General features: G+C 63.6%; 20 protein-coding genes. 17 read left to right on the forward strand and 3 right to left on the reverse strand.

All coding sequences use genetic code 11. The features are described 5' to 3' along the window. The first annotated feature begins 31 nt into the window (after positions 1-31). Entirely contained in the window at positions 32-1,267 is a 1,236-nt protein-coding gene (locus P9A16_RS20580) for a LysR family transcriptional regulator (RefSeq protein WP_023514315.1), read from the forward strand. Between the two features lie 37 nt (positions 1,268-1,304). Here P9A16_RS20580 and P9A16_RS20585 read toward each other — a convergent pair whose 3' ends face one another. Next, positions 1,305-2,210, reverse strand: a complete 906-nt coding sequence (locus P9A16_RS20585) for a LysR family transcriptional regulator (protein ID WP_024270745.1) — start codon at positions 2,208-2,210, stop codon at positions 1,305-1,307. A 109-nt stretch (positions 2,211-2,319) separates the two neighbouring features. Between P9A16_RS20585 and P9A16_RS20590 the strand changes: the two genes are divergently transcribed. The 7 genes from P9A16_RS20590 (at position 2,320) to speB (ending at position 8,169) form a co-directional block, all read left to right on the forward strand. Beyond that, positions 2,320-3,315 (forward strand): ABC transporter substrate-binding protein, encoded by a 996-nt coding sequence (locus P9A16_RS20590; RefSeq protein WP_023514965.1) that lies wholly within the window; start codon positions 2,320-2,322, stop codon positions 3,313-3,315. A 76-nt stretch (positions 3,316-3,391) separates the two neighbouring features. Continuing rightward, complete coding sequence (locus P9A16_RS20595; protein WP_023514964.1) at positions 3,392-4,174, forward strand: ABC transporter permease; 783 nt, start codon at positions 3,392-3,394, stop codon at positions 4,172-4,174. Between the two features lie 8 nt (positions 4,175-4,182). Then, positions 4,183-4,953: an ABC transporter ATP-binding protein gene (locus P9A16_RS20600; RefSeq protein ID WP_023514963.1), complete on the forward strand. Its 771-nt coding sequence runs from the start codon at positions 4,183-4,185 to the stop codon at positions 4,951-4,953. Next, on the forward strand, positions 4,950-5,705 hold the full coding sequence (locus tag P9A16_RS20605; RefSeq protein WP_023514962.1) for an SDR family NAD(P)-dependent oxidoreductase: 756 nt from the start codon (positions 4,950-4,952) through the stop codon (positions 5,703-5,705). Before P9A16_RS20600 ends, P9A16_RS20605 begins: the two co-directional genes overlap by 4 nt. Further along, positions 5,699-6,406 carry an SDR family NAD(P)-dependent oxidoreductase gene (locus P9A16_RS20610; protein WP_023514961.1) on the forward strand — a complete coding sequence of 236 codons (708 nt, stop codon included), beginning with the start codon at positions 5,699-5,701 and terminating at the stop codon, positions 6,404-6,406. Before P9A16_RS20605 ends, P9A16_RS20610 begins: the two co-directional genes overlap by 7 nt. Positions 6,407-6,417: 11 nt before the next feature. Then, positions 6,418-7,188: a creatininase gene (locus P9A16_RS20615; protein WP_023514960.1), complete on the forward strand. Its 771-nt coding sequence runs from the start codon at positions 6,418-6,420 to the stop codon at positions 7,186-7,188. 9 nt (positions 7,189-7,197) lie between these two features. Then, positions 7,198-8,169, forward strand: a complete 972-nt coding sequence (speB, locus tag P9A16_RS20620) for an agmatinase (RefSeq protein WP_023514959.1) — start codon at positions 7,198-7,200, stop codon at positions 8,167-8,169. 85 nt (positions 8,170-8,254) lie between these two features. Here the strand turns inward: speB and P9A16_RS20625 are convergent, their stop codons facing one another. Beyond that, positions 8,255-9,334: an ABC transporter ATP-binding protein gene (locus P9A16_RS20625; RefSeq protein ID WP_023514958.1), complete on the reverse strand. Its 1,080-nt coding sequence runs from the start codon at positions 9,332-9,334 to the stop codon at positions 8,255-8,257. Positions 9,335-9,435: 101 nt separating this feature from the next. Between P9A16_RS20625 and P9A16_RS20630 the strand changes: the two genes are divergently transcribed. The 8 genes from P9A16_RS20630 to P9A16_RS20665 all read left to right on the forward strand — a co-directional run bounded on the left by P9A16_RS20630 (position 9,436) and on the right by P9A16_RS20665 (position 17,220). Continuing rightward, complete coding sequence (locus P9A16_RS20630; protein ID WP_023514957.1) at positions 9,436-10,122, forward strand: GntR family transcriptional regulator; 687 nt, start codon at positions 9,436-9,438, stop codon at positions 10,120-10,122. Further along, complete coding sequence (locus tag P9A16_RS20635; RefSeq protein WP_023514956.1) at positions 10,119-11,099, forward strand: alpha/beta hydrolase; 981 nt, start codon at positions 10,119-10,121, stop codon at positions 11,097-11,099. Before P9A16_RS20630 ends, P9A16_RS20635 begins: the two co-directional genes overlap by 4 nt. A 24-nt stretch (positions 11,100-11,123) precedes the next feature. Continuing rightward, positions 11,124-12,326 (forward strand): ABC transporter substrate-binding protein, encoded by a 1,203-nt coding sequence (locus P9A16_RS20640; RefSeq protein WP_023514955.1) that lies wholly within the window; start codon positions 11,124-11,126, stop codon positions 12,324-12,326. A gap of 107 nt (positions 12,327-12,433) precedes the next feature. After that, positions 12,434-13,357, forward strand: a complete 924-nt coding sequence (locus P9A16_RS20645; RefSeq protein ID WP_024270744.1) for a carbohydrate ABC transporter permease — start codon at positions 12,434-12,436, stop codon at positions 13,355-13,357. After that, positions 13,354-14,187 (forward strand): carbohydrate ABC transporter permease, encoded by an 834-nt coding sequence (locus P9A16_RS20650; RefSeq protein WP_023513551.1) that lies wholly within the window; start codon positions 13,354-13,356, stop codon positions 14,185-14,187. The genes P9A16_RS20645 and P9A16_RS20650 overlap by 4 nt, the downstream gene beginning before the upstream one ends. A 23-nt stretch (positions 14,188-14,210) precedes the next feature. Then, positions 14,211-15,092 (forward strand): sugar phosphate isomerase/epimerase family protein, encoded by an 882-nt coding sequence (locus P9A16_RS20655; RefSeq protein ID WP_023513552.1) that lies wholly within the window; start codon positions 14,211-14,213, stop codon positions 15,090-15,092. Further along, positions 15,089-16,084, forward strand: coding sequence for a Gfo/Idh/MocA family protein (locus P9A16_RS20660; protein WP_023513553.1), 996 nt, complete (start codon positions 15,089-15,091; stop codon positions 16,082-16,084). Before P9A16_RS20655 ends, P9A16_RS20660 begins: the two co-directional genes overlap by 4 nt. Positions 16,085-16,095: 11 nt before the next feature. Next, positions 16,096-17,220, forward strand: coding sequence for a putative altronate dehydrogenase (locus tag P9A16_RS20665; protein WP_023513554.1), 1,125 nt, complete (start codon positions 16,096-16,098; stop codon positions 17,218-17,220). A 54-nt stretch (positions 17,221-17,274) separates the two neighbouring features. Here P9A16_RS20665 and hutC read toward each other — a convergent pair whose 3' ends face one another. Then, positions 17,275-18,015, reverse strand: a complete 741-nt coding sequence (hutC, locus tag P9A16_RS20670) for a histidine utilization repressor (protein WP_024270743.1) — start codon at positions 18,013-18,015, stop codon at positions 17,275-17,277. Between the two features lie 506 nt (positions 18,016-18,521). Here hutC and P9A16_RS20675 point away from each other — a divergent pair. Continuing rightward, positions 18,522-19,541, forward strand: a complete 1,020-nt coding sequence (locus P9A16_RS20675) for an ABC transporter substrate-binding protein (protein WP_024270742.1) — start codon at positions 18,522-18,524, stop codon at positions 19,539-19,541. The last annotated feature ends 54 nt before the right edge of the window (positions 19,542-19,595 follow it).

The raw sequence follows: 19,595 nt of genomic DNA on the forward strand, positions 1-19,595 counted from the left end.
AGCTTTTTGCGAATCTGATTCTAGAGATTGCATGATCGCCACCGACCTCAACCTCCGCCACTTGCGCGTCTTCATGCAGGTCTGCGAGATGGGCAGCCTCAACCGTGCCGCTGCGCAGCTGAACGTCTCCCAGCCGTCTGTCACGGTGGCGCTGGCCGGCATCGAGGCCCGCTTTGGCGCACGGCTCCTCGACCGCTATGCCGCCGGCAGCCAGCCGACGCCGGCTGGCACGGTGCTGCTCGCCCGATTGCGCCGCATGGATGACCAGCTCACTGCCGCCCTCGGTCAGGCGCTCGGCGCCAGTTCACAGCGCGACCCGGCCCTGATCTCCAAGGCGCTGGTGCGCATCGGCTTTCGCCAGATCGAGGCGCTGATCGCGCTTTCCGGCAGCGGCTCCATAACGGAAGCCGCCCGCAGCGGCGGCAGCTCGCCGACCGCGCTGCACCGGATCCTCCACGAATTGCAGGCGAATGTCGGAAAGACGATCTTCGTGCGGGGTCCGAGCGGCGTGGCGCCGAACGCGGTCGGGCACAGGCTTGCCATGCGGTGGCGCGTGGCACTGACCGAACTCGAACAGGCCGTTGACGAACTGCGGGAACTCGAAGGCCGTATGGAGGGGCGCATCAAGATCGCAAGCCTGCCGCTTGCTCGCACCTTGCTGCTCGCCCGCGCGATCAACCCGCTGCTGGCAGCCTATCCCAATGCTCGGATCGAGATCGCCGACGGCTCCTATGAACTCCTCTCCCAGCAATTGCGCATCGGCGCGAGCGACATTCTCATCGGCGCGCTGCGCTCGGGAAGCGATCTTGCCGGCCTGAGGACGGAGGCACTGTTCGACGATCCCTATGCAATCGTCGGCCGGCCGGGTCACCCGCTCCTCGCAGGTGGCGCGACGGGCGCCTCACTCGACGATCTCGCAAAACAGGAATGGGTGGCCCAGCGGCCGGGTACACCCATCCGCGCGGCCTTCGATGCCCTGTTCGAAGGTTCGTCCGCGCCGCCGCGCGCCAGCATCGAAACCAGTTCGCTCGTCCTGACCCGCGCCATCATCCTGGAAAGCGATCGCCTGTCCATGCTCTCCCGCCGGCAGATTGCCATCGAGGAACGCGAAAACCTGTTGAGCCTCATCCCCGTCGCAGAAGATGTGCGCGCACGGCTCGGCATGCGCACCATCGGCATCACGATGCGTGAAAACTGGCTGCCAAGCGGGCTGCAATCCCGCTTTCTCGAGCATCTAAGACGCCAGCCGAGTTTCCCCGATTTTTGAGATCAGAGAGGCGATGCCGGCTCGGCTATCCCCTCACTCACGGTCCATCGTTTTTCGCGATGCGAACTGCCTCCAGGAAGGCCAGGATGATCGGGCTGGAACCGTTCTGCGTGCGGTAGGCGATGCGATGCATCGAGGAAAAATCGAAGCTCGCCGGCTTCAACGCGCGAAGACGGCCCTCCTTCACCCAGGGCGCGGCAAAGTGGCAGGGCAGGAAACCGATGAAATGGCCCGACAGGAGCATCATGGCCTGCCCCTCCATTTCCACCACCGACGCGCTCGCGCGCGGATGGCCGACCAGATAGAGATCGTCGAAGTAGCGGTAGCGCCGAACGGAGAAACGGCTGTTCTCGATATCACGCAGGTCGATGTCGCTGTCCTTCTTGCCAAAGAGCGGATGCTTCGCCCCGCAATAGAGCGAATGGGGCTCCGACGTGAAGTCGATATAGGTGACGCTCGGGGCTTTCTGGGAAAACGGGCCGATCGCAACGTCGAGCTCGCCATCGGCAACCATCTGCTCCAGCTCCGAAGGCGTTCCAAGCGTCAGCTCGATGAAGACATCCGCACCACCCGCCAGCAGGCGGTCGATGGCGCGATGCAGCCCAAGCTGCTCGCTCGTATAGATCCCGTCGGAAGCCCCGACCCGTAGCCGCCCCGAGAGATTTCCCGTGGCGGAACTGACGCGCAGCGTGAAATTGTCAAGGTCGAGGAACAGTTTCTGCGCCGCATCATAGGTCGCCTGGCCGATCTCCGTCAGCCGGAACTGCTGTTTCCCGCGAAAGCACAACTGCGCGCCAATGCGCTTTTCCAGCTCCGCGAGATGGGTGCTCAGCGTGGATTGCGAGAGGTTGAGCGCGATCTGCGCATCGGCAAAGCCCCGCGCATCGGCAAGGGCGACGAAGACCCGCAGCAGGCGGATATCGATATTGTCGAGCCGGCGCATTGCAAATACTCATACATCGGTAATTTTCAATGCAACATTGCAAACAATTTGATTTACTTCAATGCATGAAATGGCAAATCTGCCCCCATAACAAACAAGGGGATCGACAATGAACGCCATCTTCAAGCTGGCTGCAGCCACAGCCATGTCTCTTACGACTGTATCGGCGGCCCACAGTGCCGAGCAAATCAGGATACTCACGCCCACCTGGCTCGGCTTTGCCCCTGTGCATGTCGCCATCAAGAACGAGTGCTTTGCCAAGCGCAATCTCGACGTCACCATCCGCTTCGAAGACGACCTTGCCAATGTGATGGCCGCCATGACCCGGGGGGACATCGAGGTCCAGATGCGCTCGGTCGGCGAATATCAGGGGCGCCCGCGCGACAAGGACACGCCTGGCATCATCATCGGTATTATTGACGAATCCGTCGGAAGCGACGGCATCATTGCCGATGACAAGATCAAGACCGTCGCCGACCTCAAGGGCAAGACGATCGCTGCCGAACCCAACATCCCGGCGCGGCTGCTCCTGCAGATGGCCTTGCGGGAAGCCGGGCTGTCGCTCGCCGACCTCAGCCTCAAGGATATCGCCTCGGCGGACACCGCGGCGGTCTTTGCCGATGACAGCATCGCCGCCGTCGCCACCTACGAGCCGTTCATGTCGCAGGCGATCGCAAATTCCAGCCGCCCCGGCGCCAAGCAGTTCCTGACCTCCAAGGACTATCCCGGCCTGATCGTCGACGCGATCATCGCCCGCAACGACGATCTCAAGGCCTCACCCGAGAAGTACGCGGCCTTCCTCGCCTGCATCTACGAAGCCGTCGATTTCATCCACGCCGAACCGCAGCAGTTCGCGGAAATGGTGGCTCCCGAGTTCGGGCTGACACCCGATGAGGTGACCGGCATCGTGAAGGGCAGCCTCGCCTACACGACCCTGGCACAGGCCCGGGACTATATGGGCACCGGCGGCACGCTCGGCAAACTCGGCACCGTCTTCGATACCGTCATGGACCTGAACCTGGAGAACGGCGCAGCCGACAACAAGCTCGTGGCAAGCGAGCAGATCGACAACTCGATCATCAGCACACTGCCCGCCACTCCGTAACGCTCCGGAAACCGGAAGGCCTTTACTCGGCGCCTGCCAAGGTGCCGAGGCCCCTTCTCTTTGCCCTGGTTTGCCCATGTTCAAGAACCTTTTCGTCTTCAGAGGCCGGGCCACGCCGTTCGTGGAAGCACTCGTCGGAGCCGCCGCGGCCATTCTGCTGCTGGCCATCTGGGAGATTGCCGCCCGAACCGGACTGATCAGCCCGCAGTTTCTCCCCGCGCCAAGCCGCGTCTTCACGGCCCTGTGGAGCATGTTCACGCAGCAGTCGCTGCTCTATCACACCGGGGTCTCCGCCGCCCGGGTCTGGGGCGCCTTCCTGATTGCGGCCGTGATGGCCATTCCGATCGGCATCCTGATGAGCAGCTACCGGATCGTCGGCGCCGCCCTCGAACCGATCGTCGACTTCATCCGATACCTGCCGGTCCCAGCCCTCGTACCATTGTCGATCATCTGGTTCGGCGTCGGCGAGCCGACCAAGATCTTCCTCCTGTGGCTGGGCACCTTCTTCCAGCTCGTTCTCTTCGTCGCCGATGACATGCGCCGCGTGCCGAACGAGTTCGTCGAGGTCGCAAGGACGCTCGGTGCGAACTCCCGCCACGTCATGACCGATGTCGCGCTGCGCGCCATGGCGCCGTCGCTGGTCGACAACCTGCGCATCACCCTCGGCTGGTGCTGGACCTATCTCATCATCGCGGAGATCGTCGCCGCCGATTCCGGCATAGGTTACGTCATCTGGTCTGCGCGTCGGTTCGTCAAAACACCGGAGGTCATTGCGGGGGTCGTCGTCATCGGCCTGATCGGGCTCATCACCGACCAGCTGCTGCGCCTCGCGCACCGGCGCCTGTTCCGTTACCTGTGAGGCCGACCATGCAAGACTACCTTCAGTTCGACAACATCACGAAGGTCTTCGGGCCGGTCAACGTCGTCAGCCGTACGAGCCTTGCCATCGAGCGCACCCAGTTCGTCGTCTTCCTCGGCCCGTCGGGCTGCGGCAAGACGACCCTGATGCGCATGGCCGGCGGCCTCGATACCCCGACGGAAGGCTGTGTGCGGCTGGATCGGGAGATCATCGACAAACCCGACCGGCGGCGCGGCATGGTGTTCCAGTCCTATTCCTCCTTTCCCTGGTTGACGGTCGAAGGCAACATCGAGTTCGGCATGCGCTACAGGACGGATCTCACGAAAGAGGAAAAGACGGCCCGCACCCGGCACTATCTTCGCCTCGTCGGCCTCGAGGATTTCGCCGGCGCCTACCCGAACCGCATTTCCGGTGGCATGCGGCAGCGGGTGGCGATCGCACGGTCCCTTGCCGCTGGATCCGACGTGCTGCTGATGGACGAACCGTTCGGCGCGCTCGACGCCCTGACACGCGAGCGACTGCAGGTGGAGCTCCGGCGGATCCACAGCCGCGAGAAGAAGACAATCATCTTCGTGACGCACGATGTGGAAGAGGCCGTCTTCCTGGCCGACCGCATCATCGTGTTCTCGCGCCGCCCTGCCCGGGTGGTCGCGGATATCGATGTCGCCGCTAGGCTCGGCACCGATCGTACGCTCGAATCCCGCGAATTGCCCGAATTCTTCGCGCTGCGGAACCACGTTCTCCACCTCATTCGCAACGAAACGGGAGACATGATGTGAACCTTTCATTCCAGGGAAAAACCGTGCTCGTCACGGGGGCGAGCCGCGGCATCGGCCTGGGTGTCGCCAGGGGGTTTGCCGCCCTTGGCGGTGACGTCCACATTCTTGCCGACGACGACGGCGTGTTCGGCGCGGCAAAGGAACTCGGCGCCCGGCCCTACAAGGTCGACATCACCGACGGCGATGCCGTGCAGGACGCCTTGTCGACCATTCCGCGCATCGATGTCCTCATCAACAATGCCGGCTTCGAGCGCATGACGCCGCTCGTCTCGGAGAGCGAGCGTGTCGAGGAGGTCTTCCGACGGATCATCGAGATCAATATCATCGGAACCAGCACGGTAACCCGCCGGTCGATCGCCCGCATGCGGCCGGGCAGTACGATCGTCAACACGGCATCGATCTGGGGGCGCGTCGCCGAGGCGCAGTTCGATGCATATGTGGCCTCCAAGCACGCCATCATCGGCCTCACGAAAACCTGGGCGAAGGAACTCGGCCCGCTCGGCATCCGAGTCAATGCGGTCTGCCCCGGCTGGGTGCGCACGGAAGCATCCATGCGGTCGCTCAGCCTGATGGCTGCCGCGCGCGGCACGAACGAGGCGGGTCTTCTGGCGGACATTGTCGCCGGTCAGGCCCTCGCAGGCCTGATGGAACCCGACGACCTGCAGGAGGCCTATCTGTTCCTCGCTTCGGAACGCGCCACCAACATCACGGGTCAATCCCTGGGGGTAGACCGGGGAGAGGTGCCATGGTGAAACCGCTTGCAGGAAAGAAAGCGATCGTCACGGGCGCAGCCAGCGGCATCGGAAAAGCGGCGGCGATCGCATTGAAGGAGGCCGGAGCCGAAATCATCGGCCTCGACCGCGCGACACCGAGCCTCGATCTGGAGATATTGCGCTGCGACCTGACCGTCGAGGCGGAGGTCATCGACGCGGTCTCGCGCGCTGCCGCCCGGCTCGGCGGCCTCGATATTGTCGTCAACAATGCCGGCATCATCGAGGAGGTCCCGCTCGCGGACATGTCCGCAGAGCACGCTGACAGGATGTATGCCGTCAATGTCCGCGGCGCGATCTTCGTCGCGCGCGAAGCCCTTCCCCATCTGCCGGCGGGCGGCAGGATCATCAACATCGTCTCGGAACTGGCCTATCTCGGACGCGCGAACGCCTCGATGTACTGCGCGACGAAGGCCGCTCTGCTGGCGTTGACCCGATCCTGGGCCCGCGAGCTGGCTCCGCGCATCCTCGTCAACGCCATAGCCCCCGGCCCGACCGATACGCCGCTTCTCGATTTCGAGAACATGAGCATGGATATGAAAGCCGCCGAGACCGCCAATCCGCTCGGCCGGATCGGGCACCCCGAGGAGGTGGCGGCGAGCGTCATCTTCCTCGCGGGCCCCGGGGCGACCTTGTTTACCGGACAGTGCCTGGGGGCAAACTGTGGCGCGGTGATGCTGTGAAGGAGAGCACAATGAAGAATTCCGTATTCTGGGGCGAAATGACATGGGCCGAAATCGCCGAGAAGGTCGCCTCCGGCGCACCTGTCTTTCTGCCGCTCGGCGCGACGGAGCAGCACGGCCGACACATGGCCGTGAATGTCGACGTCGTGCTGCCGACGGCGATCTGCGAACGCGTCGCCCGGGCCGTTGGCGGCATCGTGCTGCCGACCATTCCCTACGGCAATCGCTCGCAGCCACGCTCGGGTGGCGGCCCCGCCTTTCCCGGCACGCTCAATCTTACCGCCAACACGTTCTCGCTCGTCGTCAGGGACGTGATCACCGAACTCTACCGGCAGAACATCCGGCGCATCGTCGTCCTCAACGGCCACTACGAGAATATCTGGCCGTCCGTCGAGGGGATCGAGCTGGCGCTCGACGCCATCGGCCGCGAAAAGGCCAGTGACCTCACGATCCTGCGTATGGACCATTGGGAACTGGCACAGCCTGCGACCATCGACAGGATCTTCCCGGACGGCTATCCCGGCATCGAGCTCGAACATGCAAGCGTGATCGAAACCTCGATGATGCTGGCGGTCCGCCCCGACCTCGTCGATCTTGACCGGGCGCTGCATGATGGTCCCGCGGCCTTCAAACCCTATGACCGGTACCCGAAGCCTGCCGAGGAAGTGCCGCCATCCGGGGTACTGTCCCTGACTGCCGGATCGTCGGCCGAGAAGGGCGAATGGTTGCTCGCCGACTGCGAAAGCCGGATCGTCGACATCCTGCGCCAAGAGTTCAACTAGGAAACCGCCATGCAGAACGCCTTCCACCAACCCGTCGATGCGGCGAAGGTACCACGCTTCGCCGGCCATTCGACCTTTATGCGCCTGCCGGCGGTCGAGACCGCCGTGGGCCTCGACATCGCGCTTGTCGGCATTCCCTGGGACGGCGGCACGACGAACCGCGCCGGCGCCCGCCATGGCCCCCGGGAGGTGCGCAGCGCCTCAAGCCTGATGCGCAGCACCCATCACGCCTCGAAGACCCAGCCCTTCACAATCGCCAACATCGCCGATGTCGGCGATCTGCCGATCAACCCCATCGACCTCATGGATGCGCTGAAGCTGATCGAAGGCGGCATGCGCACCGTCATCGAGGCCGGTGCGCTGCCGCTTGCCGTGGGGGGCGACCATCTCACGACGCTGCCCGTCCTGCGCGCCGTTGCCGCGTCCGGACCGGTGGGCCTTATCCATTTCGATGCCCATTCCGACACCAACGACACCTATTTCGGTGACAATCCCTATACGCACGGCACCCCCTTCCGCCGAGCCATCGAGGAAAGCCTCATCGATCCGCGCCGCACCGTGCAGATCGGCATCCGCGGCTCGATCTATGCCCCCGACGAACACGACTGGGCGGTGAAGCAGGGTATCCGCATCATCTATATGGAGGAGTTCGTCGAACGCGGCGTCGCTGCGGTGATGGCGGAGGCCCGCCAGATCGTCGGGGATGCGCCGACTTATGTCACGTTCGACATCGATTCCATCGATCCGTCGATGGCACCGGGCACCGGCACGCCGGAGCTCGGCGGCTTTTCGACCCGGGAGGCGCAGCACCTCGTGCGTCTGCTCGAGGGCGTAAACATCGTCGGCGCGGACGTGGTCGAAGTCGCCCCGCCCTTCGACCTGGCCGGGATGACGTCGCTTGCCGGTGCGACGATCATGTTCGAGCTTCTGTGCGTCATGGCGCGCCTCGTGGCGCGCAGGAGGGCAGGAGGCCGGGCGTGATCGTGCGTTTCCGGCCAGCCACACAAACGGGCGGTGCGCGACAGGCTCTGGACCATCGCCTGTTTCCGGGGCGAGAACCCCCGGCCTAGTTGATGCGCAGACCCGTTGCGGTATCGAACAGGTGGATGGCCTCCATGTTCGGCCGCACATGGATCGTCTCACCGACGCGGATCGGTGTGTTGCGCGGAAATTCGACGGTCAGCATGCGCGCTTCGCCGATTTCCACATAGCCGTAGGTCTGGCTTCCCAGCCGCTCGGCAACGGCAAGCTCACCGCTGAACCAGGCCTCCTCCGGCGGACAGGCGACAAGGTCCTCCGGGCGAATGCCGAAAACGACCTCGCTGGCGGGCATCGGCTGTCCCCCCATGCCTGCCAGCGACAGGGTGCGCTCCTTCAGGCGCAGCGCGCTGCCACTGCCGTCAGCAACGATCGTGGCCGGCAGGGTGTTCATGGTCGGGCTGCCGATGAAGCGCGCGACAAACAGGCTTGCCGGGCGATGATAGAGTTCGAGCGGCGGGCCGATCTGCTCGATCCTGCCGGCATTCAGCACGACGATGCGGTCGGCCAGCGTCATCGCCTCCACCTGGTCGTGGGTCACGTAGACGGTCGTCGCCTTCATACGGTTATGCAGCTTGGCGATTTCCAGGCGCATCTCGACGCGCAGCGCCGCATCGAGATTGGAGAGCGGCTCATCGAAGAGGAAGGCCGAGGGTTCGCGTACGATGGCCCGGCCCATGGCAACGCGCTGGCGCTGGCCGCCTGAGAGCTGCGCCGGCCGCCGTTCGAGGAAGGGCTGGATCTTCAAGATGTCGGCGGCATGCGATACCCGGCGGTCGATCGTCTCGTCAGCCGTGCCGCGCATCTTCAGGCCGAAGGCCATGTTCTCGCGTACGCTCATATGCGGATAGAGTGCGTAATCCTGAAACACCATGGCGATGTCGCGGTCGGACGGCGGCAGCGCGTTCACCACCTTGCCGCCAATATCGAGAATGCCGCCGGAAATCTCCTCCAGGCCTGCAATCATGCGCAGGAGCGTGGACTTGCCACAGCCGGAGGGGCCGACGAGGACCAGGAACTCGCCGCTTGCAATGTCGATGTCGACATCGTGGATGACTTGCAGCGTGCCATAGGTTTTCCGGATCTGCCTCAATGCGATTGCCGTCACGGTTTTCTCCTCCAAAAGGTCAACTCGACCCTTGACCTTCATTATCGATATCAATATCAATAATGATAGCAGTGACGATTGGCAACTCCGAGAGCCCGCCGATGACGTATTTTTCTACAGCCCCGAATGCCCGCAGCCCGGCCAAGCCCGCAAAGTCGGCCGCCACCTTCAATGCACTGAAGCGCGACATCATGCTGGGCGTGCTTCCAGCTGGGGCAGCGTTGACCGAGCTGGATCTGGCAGCTCATTTCGCCTGCAGCCAAGGCACTGTGCGCGAGGCCTTGCTGCAACTGCAGGAAGAGGGCCTGGTTCGCCGGCAGGGTCATCGCGGCACGCAGGTCTCCGAATGCACGGAGGCAGAGGCCGTCGAAATGTTCCGCGTGCGCCTGCAGGTCGAGTGCAGCGGCATCGTCCGGACACTCCAGGCACCCAGCCGCACGCTGGTCGGCGATCTCAAGGCGCTCTTTGCCGAAATGCTCGACGCCGCCAAGGTGGGCGACGAGCTGGAACTGGCCTCCTTCGACCGGGATTTCCATCGCCGCATCTTCCAGGATGCGCAGCTTCCGGCGCTCGATCCGATCCTGCATCGCTGCCTGGTGCACAATCACCGCTTCAAGATCTCGCGCAGCATCACCCCGCGCGATCTGGTGGCGACCGCCCAGCGGCACGGCTCGATCATCGAGGCGATCGAGAGCGGTGACGTGGCAAGGGCAAGCGCCGCCTTGCGCCACCACATCGCAACGATCGTCGATCTCGGCCCCGACGTCTTTCCGGACGCGACCCAATGAGCGCGATGCCGAACCCGTCGCAGCTGTCGCCGGAGATGGCGGCGCTGCTTGCGCGCGTCGCCGCTGAAACCGGGCCGCTGGTCGATCCGACGACCCTTCCGCCCGCCGAAGGCCGCGCACTTTCGGAAGAAGGCAACCGGCGCTGGAATGTCGACCTGCCCGCCATGGCGGCGATCGGTGAAGCCTTCGTCGCTGATGACGCAGACCTCGGCACGGGGCGGGTACGCCTCAAGGTGCTGGTGCCTCCGGGTGCAGGCACCGGCGCGATCATCTTCGTACATGGCGGTGGTTTCGCCTTCTGCAGCCCGGAGACACACGAGCGTTGCGCCCGCGTCCTCGCGCTGGAATCCGGCTTGCCGGTGCTGCTGCCGGAGTATCGCCTGGCGCCCGAACATCCCTATCCCGCGGGCCTGATGGATGTCATCGCCACGATCCGCCGCGCCTTCGTAGCCTCGGCGCCGTTTGGCGTGGTGGCCGGCCCGCTCATCGTGTCCGGCGATTCTGCGGGCGCCAATCTCGCATTGGCCGCCCTGCTGCACGAAGCGAAGAACGGACGCCAGCCAGTTGCCGGCGCTCTTCTCTTCTACGGCACCTATGCCGGTGATTTCCGCACCGAATCCTACCGGGATTTCGAGAACGGACCAGGACTGACGACGGCGAAGATGCAGCGCTACTGGCATTGGTATGTCGGCGATCGCGACGCCTCGGCCGATCCGCTCGCCTGTCCCCTGCTCGCCTCGGACGAGGCGCTTGCGGCCCTGCCACCGCTCCACCTGATGGCAGCAGGGGTCGACCCCCTGCTGTCCGACAGCATCGCACTGCACGAGCGCCTGAAGCATCTCGAACGCGAGGAAACGCTGACGGTGGTGCCGGGCGTTACGCACGGTTTTCTGCAGAACACGCTCGATCTTGCCGCCGCGCGGGAGGCGCTTCGGGCGGCAGGATCGGATGCCCGGCGTATGGCCGGTGCAAACTGAATTCGATTTTCAAAGGAGGAGACAATGAAAATCTGGAAGACACTGGCCGTAAGTGCCGCATTCGCAACGTCGCTGCTGGCGAGCACCGCATCGGCGGAAACCGTTCGTTTCTGGTATCACTTCGACAATCCGGAAAATCCGATGGCGGATCTTGTCGCGAAGTTCGAGGCTGCCAATCCGGGCATCGAGATCGAAGCGGAAAACGTTCCGTGGAACAGCTACTACGACAATCTCTACACCGCGCTCGTTGGCGGCAATGCGCCGGATGCCGCAATGGTGAAGCTCTTCGCCCAGCCGCGCCTGCTTGAAATGGGCGCGCTGGAGCCGCTGGGCGCGAAGATCGACGGCTGGGCCGGCAAGGCCGACCTGCTCGACAACCTTCTCGAGCTCAACAAGGGGCCGGACGGCCAGCAATACTACCTGCCCATCCAGTATGTCGTGCTCTATCTCTACTATCGCGCCGACCTGTTCGAAGCCGCCGGCCTGACACCACCGAAGACCTGTGACGAATTCCGCGATGCGGCCATCAAGCTCACCAAGGCACCGACGACCTACGGCTTCGGCCTGCGCGGCGGCAAGGGCGGGTGGGACCAGTGGGGCGCCTTCGTCCTGTCGCAGGGTGCCAAGCTCGAGCCGGGTGGCCTGACGACACCGCAGGCGATCGCCGCCAACCAGTGGCTGATCGACCTCTTCCAGAAGGACAAGGTCATTCCTGCGTCCGCGCCGAACGACGGCTTCCAGGAAATCACCGCGGCCTTCAAGAACGGCACGACGGCCATGACCATCCATCACGTCGGCTCGTCGAACGACATGGTCAAGGCGCTCGGCGACAAGGTCTCGGCCGTTCCGGTGCCGGAATGCGGCGGTGGCCACTGGACCTCCTATGGCGATGAATCCCTGGCGATCTTCTCTTCCTCCGAAGTGAAGGATGCTGCCTGGAAGTGGATCTCCTTCCTTGCCGAGGGCGAGAACAACGTCGCCTTCAACAAGGCGACCGGCCAGATGACCGTAACCAAGAGCGGTTCGGCCAACTGGACGCTGCATGAGCGCCGCTTCGTCGACGCCACCGTACAGTCCCTGCCCTTCGCCCATGTGCTGCCGCAGAACACCGCAACGTCGGAATTCGTCAACACGGCCTGGCAGACGGCCATGCAGCAGGCGCTGACCGGACAGATCACCTCCGAACAGATGATGCAGCAGCTCGAAGCCCTCTTCGCGCAGCAATGATCTTCCCTGGAGCGGGCGGACCTCCATCCGCTCCACCTTCCCATCCGCCCCGCCCGAACACCAGGGCGGATGGGATCTTTTGATTGCCAACGGCCGGGAACGACCGAATGACCGCGACAACCGCCCCCCTATCGACTGCCGTGACCATCCCCACGCCGTGGAGCGTGCGGCTGATGCCCTACATGCTGCTGGCGCCGGCAGTGCTCGTCACGCTCTTCATCGTCTTCTTCCCGATGGTGCAGGCGGTCTTCACCAGCCTCTACGACCTCATCCTCTGGAAGCCGAATGCCAGCCGCTTCGTCGGCTTCGGCAACTATGCGAAGCTCTTCGCCGATCCCGTCTTCTGGACCGCGCTCGGCAACACCGCGATCTGGATCGGCCTGACGGTTCCGCTCCAGATGGGCCTTGGCCTGCTGACGGCACTGCTGCTCAACCGGGAATTCCCCTGGCGAGGGCTGGCACGTGCGCTCATCATCATTCCCTGGGCCCTGCCGAGCGTCGTGATCGCGTTGATGTGGCGCTGGATCTACGATCCCAACACCGGCGTGCTGAACGATATCCTGCTCTACCTCTCCGTCGTGCAGTCTGCCGTGCCATGGCTTGCCGATCCCAACCTTGCACTCTATGCCATCATCGCGACGCTGACCTGGCAGGGCTTCCCCTTCTTCGCGGTCATGATCCTTGCCGGCCTTCAGGGCATTCCGAAAAGCCACTACGAGGCCGCCTCGATCGACGGCGCCTCGGTCTGGCGGCAGTTCGTGCACATCACGTTGCCCGGCATCGCGCCGGTGCTGGCAACGGCAGGGCTGCTCCGTGTCATCTGGGTCGCCAATTCCATGGACGTGATCTTCGTCATGACCGGCGGCGGACCGGGTTATGCCACGCACACCCTGCCGCTCTACGCCTTCGTTCGTGCCCGCCAAAACCTCGATTTCGGCTACGGCACGACGATCGCCGTCACCTTCACCATCCTTCTCGGCGCAATCGTCGCCGTCTATCTCGCCCGGACCATGCGGGAGGTCGAACGATGAACAAGCCCTCCACACTCCGCCGCATCCTGACGACCGACCTGCCGGTGCTCGTCATCGTTCTCTTCGCCATGGCGCCGTTTGCCTGGATGGTGCTGACCTCGCTGACGCCGACCGAAACGCTGAACGCGACCGGCGTCTCCGTCTCGCCCGCCGGCTGGAGCCTCGACAACTACGTGCGCCTGCTCCGGCAGACCTCATTCCTCGGCAACATGCTCGACAGCCTCATCATCGCCTGCGGCACCGTCGTGCTCGGTCTTGCCGTGGCGGTAACGGCGGCCTACGCCTTCTCGCGCTTCCGCTTCGCAGGCCGCAAGCTCTTGATGCTGCAATTCCTGCTCATCAACATGTTCCCGATCGTGCTGCTCATCCTGCCGCTCTTCGTGCTGATGCGCAAAGCCGGCATCCTCGATACGCATTTCGGGCTCATCCTTGCCAATGCGACGGTCGCCATTCCCTTCGCCGTCTGGATGCTGACGAGCTATATCGGGGCGATCCCGAAGAGCCTTGACGAGGCAGCGATGATCGACGGCTGCTCGCGGCTGACGGCGCTGCGCCGCGTCGTCCTGCCGCTCACCATGCCCGGTATCATCTCCACCGGCATCTACATCTTCATCACCGCCTGGAACGAGTATCTCTACGCCCTGACACTGGGCGGCAAGAACGTGCGGCCTGTCACCGTGGCGATCCAGACGCTGATTGGCGAATACCAGATCGAATGGGGCCTGCTTGCTGCCGGCGCCGTCGTCGGCGCCATGCCGGCCACCCTGCTTTTCCTTCTCGTGCAACGCCGCCTCATCGGTGGGCTGACCCAGGGCGCGGTGAAGGGCTGATTGCGAATGAAAGAGGACTGACCATGAACCCCGTCGGGTTGATCTCCATGCAATATGCGCGGCCCTTTTCGGCTGAACACTTCCCGCTGTTTTCCGAGATGCGAAGGCTCGGCTACGATTTCGTTGAACTTCTCGTGCCCGAACCCGGCGAACTCGACCTCGCCGAGACGCGGCGCGCCCTGGATGCCGCCGGGCTCTCCGTCGTGCTCGCCGCCCGTGTCAATCTCCAGCGCAACCTCTCCTCGGACGATCCCGCCGCCCACCGTGCCGGCATCGATTATCTGAAATATGCGGCCGATTGCGCCGCCGCACTCGGGGCCACCATCGTCGGCGGCCCGCTCACCGGCAATCCGCTGGTCTTTGCCGGCCGCCCGCCGCAGCCGGTGGACGAGGCGGAGCGCCTCGCCCGCAAGGCGCGCTGCGTCGCCGGCCTGAAGGAGGCGGGAGACCATGCAGCCAGGCTCGGCGTCATCCTTGCCGTCGAACCGCTCAACCGCTTCGAGAGCGACGTGCTCTGCACCACGCAGCAGGCAATCGAGCTGCTCGACGCCGTCGATCATCCCGCCATCCAGCTTATGCTCGATACGTTCCACATGCACATGGAAGAAGCCTCGATCGCCGAGGCGATCCGGCTCGGCGGCAAGCGGGTCGTCCATTTCCAGGCCAACGAGAACCACCGCGGTTTCCCGGGAACGGGCGCCACGGACTGGGTTGCGGTGTTTCGTGCGCTGCATGAGATCGGCTATCGGGGGCCCGTGTCGCTCGAACCCTTCCGCCGCAACGACGACCGCTTCGGCGTCCCCTTCGCACAGTGGCGGCCGCCGCACGAGGACGAAAGCGAACGCCTCGCCGCCAGCTGCGAATTCATCAAATCCCACATCCTGCTTACGGAACATCGTCGATGACACTCAAGATCGGTTGGATCGGCTGCGGCATTCATGCCACCCAGATGCTGCTTCCGCAGCTCGTTCGCCATGACGTGCAGGTGACTGCGCTCTGCGATATCGACGGCGACAGGCTCGCTGCCGCCGGACGGCAGTTTGGCGTGTCAAACCTCACAAACGATGCGGAGGCCCTCATCCGCCGCACCGATATCGACGCCGTCGGCATGGCCGTCGGGCCGGACCAGCACCTCATGTTCGGCAAGATGGCGCTGGAACGGGGTCTGCCCGTCTTCATGGAGAAGCCGCCATCCGGAAGCGCTGCGGGCGCCCGCGAACTGCTCGCCGCTTCGGAAAAATCCGGCAAGCCACTGCTTCTCGGCTTCATGAAGCGCTATTCGGCCGGCAACAAGATCGCGGCGAACATCCTGCGCTCCGGCCGCTTCGGCCCCGTCTACGGTCTCACCGGCTACTACATGACGGCACCCGGCTACTTCGCCGGCAATGTCGATTACACCGGCTTCTTCCTGCATCACTGCGTACACTACATGGACCTCGTCTCCTTCCTCGTCTCGCCGGTCACGAAGCTGACGGCGCGCAAGGTCGAGAAGGATCGCGGCAAGGTGCTCTTCCACGTGCATTTCGACTTCGAATGCGGCGCGATCGGCACGGTCGCCATGGGCACGGCGCAGTCACGCGGTGCGCCGGTCGAGCGGCTTGAAATCATGGGCGATCACCAGCGCATCGAGGTGGACAATGTCATCGACGTGCGCTGGAACCGAAACCCGCCCTTCAAGATCGACAACCCTGCCGGAACACTCGACGATGCGGTCGACACGCTGACCTGGAAGCCGAATTTTACCGCGGCCGCCAACGAGGACCCGAAAGGCTACCATTCGCTGCTCGCCGACGTCATCCCGGCGCTTGCCGGCCGGCAAACGTCGGCACCGACGATCCGCGAAGGCGTGATCGCCATGGAGCGGCTGGAAACGCTACGCCGCGAACTTGCACTGTGAGGGTCGGACAGGTGATCCAGACATCCGTCATCCAGTTCGGAACAAGCCGGTTCCTGCAGGCCCATGCCGACCTGTTCCTGTCAGAGGCAGAGCCGAAGCGGGCGATCACCGTGGTGCAGACATCCGGCGATGCGGCCCGCAGCCACCGGCTTGCCGCGCTCGCCGCACCGGAGGGCTATCCGGTGCGGATCCGAGGCCTCAAGGACGGCCGCGCCGTCGATGAAACAACGACCGTCACCTCCGTCCGACGCGGCCTGTCCGCGGCGAACGATTGGCCGGAAGTGGCGCGGGTCTTCGTCAAGGAGGCAGCTTTCGTCCTCTCCAACACCGGTGATGCCGGTTACCAGGGTCAGCCGGAGGATGCCGCGGCTGCCTATCATCCGGCCATGAGTTTCCCCGCGAAACTCTTCCACCTGCTTGCCGCGCGCCATGCCGCGGGCGGCGCGCCGATCATCGTGCTGCCGATGGAGCTGGTCGTCGACAACGGCAAGGTGCTGAAGGCTGCCGTGCTGGCAGTCGCGCGCCGGCAGACGAGCGATGCCGGGTTGCTGTCCTATATCGAAAACGACGTGGTCTGGGCGAGCAGCCTCGTCGATCGTATCGTGTCCGAGCCCATCGAACCGGCCGGTGCGGTCGCAGAACCCTATGCGCTCTGGGCGATCGAGAAGGGACCGGGCGTCGTCGCGCCCTGCACCCATCCGGCCATCCAATTGGTCGACGATCTCAAAGAGATCGAGCGGCTGAAGCTGCATATTCTCAATCTCGGCCACACGGTTCTCGTCGATATTTGGCAGCGGCAAGGCGGCGCCGGCGATCCGATCGTGCGTGAATTCATCGCCCGGCCCCAGGTCGAGGAGGCACTGATGGCAATCTACCGGCAGGAGGTGTTGCCCGTCTTCGCCCGGCTGCCGGGCGGCGAAGGGGCCGAAGACTATCTCGCCGTCACCCTCGAACGTTTCGCCAATCCCTTCCTCAACCACAGGCTCGCCGACATCGCACAGAACCACGCCCGGAAGGTCGAGCGGCGTATCGGCGCCTTTCTCGATCTCGCCAGGCCTTTCGGCCTGCCCCTATCGCGCCTTGCCGCGATTGTGGCCGAAGCCAACCGTCCCGACGACCCTGCCAGCTTCAAATAGGGAGATGGTCTCCGCAGGCGGCGGCATGATTGGATACACGACCTTGCCCACCCGTCAGAAATTGCTCTGCAGGCGATAGCGCGAACCTGGATAGAGCAGCCGCACGGACGTGACCACCTGATCATGCGACCAGGTGCGGCGGCGGATGAGGATGCAGGGTTCGAAACGGGCAATCGCCAATACCTTGCACTCCCAGGGCTGCGGCAGAACAGCCTCGATGAATTGCTCCGTCCTGGCGATGGGTGCGATCTTGGTGAGGAACGCGTTGGGCGTCGTCGCCGCGAAATCCTGTTCGAGATAGTCCGGTGCAATGGCCGGATTGACGAAGCGGTCCTCAAGCTGGATCGGCACGTCATCTTCGTGATGCACCATGACCGAATGGAAGCACTGCATTCCAACGCCCAGTTCCAGCGCCGCCGCCAGCTCGTAGCCGCAGGTCTCGCTCTGAGCGAGGATCAGCTCGGTGCGATGAACCGAGCCGCGCTCCAGGATCTCATCGGCAATGTTGCGCACACCAAGCGCCGGAGCGCTGCGCTTCTTCGGCGCAACGAAGGAGCCCTTGCCCTGCACACGGGTAATCACGCCTTCATTGGCCAGTTCACGAAGCGCCCGGTTCGCCGTCATGCGGCTGACGCCGAGCGTTTCCACCAGCTCGTTCTCCGAGGGAATGCGATGATTGACCGGCCACTCTCCGGTTTCGATGCGCGTCCGGATCTCGGCCTTCATGCGCTCGTAGATCGGCGCGCCGCGATCCTTCGTATCCCTTGCCACAAGGCCGGTTTCCTCGTTCAACATCGCCACGGCACTCCGTATTTCAATCAGAACCTGCTTACAGACCATATGCGATCAAAGTAAGCGCGCCTTCTGATTCTTGTCACGTACTTGTCCACCATAAGCACCAACTTGCATATACAACTTTGCCTTCCACGGTGTTTTTCACGATACAGCTTCAGGCAAAAAGCCCCACAAAGCAAGCGCTGTGGGACACAAGCCGGAGAGCAGGCATCTGGAGTCCCAGAATCCGCAAGGGTTCTATAATTCCTAGATCTCCTTGCTTGGAGCAATTTTGAATCCAAAAGACGCCCATCAGCGCAAGAATCACAATATCACGCTGATAGATCGATCTTACGGCGACAAAAAATGTCGCTTATAGAAACGCCCCACAATGCATCGAGCGAGATAGTTGTCTATTAAGTTGTATAGTGAACTTTGCAAACGGCTCTGCTTGGCATGACCGGCCACGGGAGCGGCTTCGACAAATCTGGTTTTCAACGTCACATCATCAAAACAGGGGAACTGACATGCTGAATTCCAAACTGAAATGTGCACTTCTTGCCGCCGCGGCGCTGTTCGGCGGCTCTGCCGGCACGGCGCATGCCTCCTATTGCGGCGATGGCAATACCGTCACCTTTGCGGGTATCGACTGGGAGAGTGGCGCCTTCATCACTGAAGTCATGAAGGAAATCCTCGCCAAGGGCTACGATTGCAAGGTCGACTCCATCCCCGGCAACTCAGTGACGCTGGAACAGGCCACCGCCAACAACGACGTACAGATCTTCGCCGAAGAATGGATCGGCCGTTCCGACGTCTGGAACAAGGCGGCTGCCGCCGGCCAGGTGAAGTCGGTCGGCAAGACCTTCGTCGGCGCGGCCGAGGGCTGGTTCGTGCCGGAATATCTCGTGAAGGGCGACGGCGCCAAGGCGCCGGACCTCAAGAGCGTCGCGCAGCTTTCCGACCCGAAATTCGTCGAACTGTTCAAGGATCCGGAAGAGCCGGCAAAGGGCCGCTTCCTCAACTGCCCGTCGGGCTGGACCTGCGAGGGCGTCAACACGGCCAAGCTCGAAGCCTACAAGCTCGGTGAGAGCTACGTGAATTTCCGCCCCGGCACCGGTACCGCACTCGACGCAGCGATTGCCGCCGCCTATCTCCAGCAGGAGCCGATGCTCTTCTACTACTGGAGCCCGACAGCGATCATGGGCAAGTACAAGCTCGTCCAGCTCGAGGAGCCGGCTTATAGTGAAGCCTGCTGGAAGGAACTGACCAGCGCCGACGGCAAGCGCGACGCGGGCTGCGCCTTCCCCTCCGTCGAGGTGGCCTACGGCGTCAACAGCACCTTTGCCGGTGCGGCGCCTGAAATCATGGAAATCCTCGAAAAGGCGACCTTCCCGCTGGAAGAGGTCAATGCGAGCCTCGCCTACATGACCGACCAGAAGGTGGATGCTGCCGCGGCTGCCAAGAACTTCCTGCAGACCAAGGCCGACGTCTGGGGCGGCTGGGTCTCGGTGGACGCCAAGGCGCGCATCGAAGCCGCCGTCAAGTAACCCGCGAGAACCGCGCGCCGGCCTCCCGGCGCGCGGTCTTTCCCGTCAGGACAG

This window comes from Shinella sp. 838 (genome assembly GCF_029623935.1).
Classification (GTDB): domain Bacteria; phylum Pseudomonadota; class Alphaproteobacteria; order Rhizobiales; family Rhizobiaceae; genus Shinella.

Excerpts from the sequence above, each read along its gene's own strand:
- P9A16_RS20640 (WP_023514955.1), top strand. The coding sequence starts at position 11,124 with ATGAAAATCTGGAAGACACTGGCCGTAAGTGCCGCATTCGCAACGTCG.
- hutC (WP_024270743.1), bottom strand. The coding sequence starts at position 18,015 with ATGTTGAACGAGGAAACCGGCCTTGTGGCAAGGGATACGAAGGATCGC.
- P9A16_RS20610 (WP_023514961.1), top strand. The coding sequence starts at position 5,699 with ATGGTGAAACCGCTTGCAGGAAAGAAAGCGATCGTCACGGGCGCAGCC.
- P9A16_RS20585 (WP_024270745.1), bottom strand. The coding sequence starts at position 2,210 with ATGCGCCGGCTCGACAATATCGATATCCGCCTGCTGCGGGTCTTCGTC.
- speB (WP_023514959.1), top strand. The coding sequence starts at position 7,198 with ATGCAGAACGCCTTCCACCAACCCGTCGATGCGGCGAAGGTACCACGC.
- P9A16_RS20600 (WP_023514963.1), top strand. The coding sequence starts at position 4,183 with ATGCAAGACTACCTTCAGTTCGACAACATCACGAAGGTCTTCGGGCCG.
- P9A16_RS20615 (WP_023514960.1), top strand. The coding sequence starts at position 6,418 with ATGAAGAATTCCGTATTCTGGGGCGAAATGACATGGGCCGAAATCGCC.
- P9A16_RS20675 (WP_024270742.1), top strand. The coding sequence starts at position 18,522 with ATGCTGAATTCCAAACTGAAATGTGCACTTCTTGCCGCCGCGGCGCTG.
- P9A16_RS20650 (WP_023513551.1), top strand. The coding sequence starts at position 13,354 with ATGAACAAGCCCTCCACACTCCGCCGCATCCTGACGACCGACCTGCCG.
- P9A16_RS20645 (WP_024270744.1), top strand. The coding sequence starts at position 12,434 with ATGACCGCGACAACCGCCCCCCTATCGACTGCCGTGACCATCCCCACG.
- P9A16_RS20660 (WP_023513553.1), top strand. The coding sequence starts at position 15,089 with ATGACACTCAAGATCGGTTGGATCGGCTGCGGCATTCATGCCACCCAG.
- P9A16_RS20630 (WP_023514957.1), top strand. The coding sequence starts at position 9,436 with ATGACGTATTTTTCTACAGCCCCGAATGCCCGCAGCCCGGCCAAGCCC.
- P9A16_RS20580 (WP_023514315.1), top strand. The coding sequence starts at position 32 with ATGATCGCCACCGACCTCAACCTCCGCCACTTGCGCGTCTTCATGCAG.
- P9A16_RS20590 (WP_023514965.1), top strand. The coding sequence starts at position 2,320 with ATGAACGCCATCTTCAAGCTGGCTGCAGCCACAGCCATGTCTCTTACG.
- P9A16_RS20655 (WP_023513552.1), top strand. The coding sequence starts at position 14,211 with ATGAACCCCGTCGGGTTGATCTCCATGCAATATGCGCGGCCCTTTTCG.
- P9A16_RS20595 (WP_023514964.1), top strand. The coding sequence starts at position 3,392 with ATGTTCAAGAACCTTTTCGTCTTCAGAGGCCGGGCCACGCCGTTCGTG.
- P9A16_RS20635 (WP_023514956.1), top strand. The coding sequence starts at position 10,119 with ATGAGCGCGATGCCGAACCCGTCGCAGCTGTCGCCGGAGATGGCGGCG.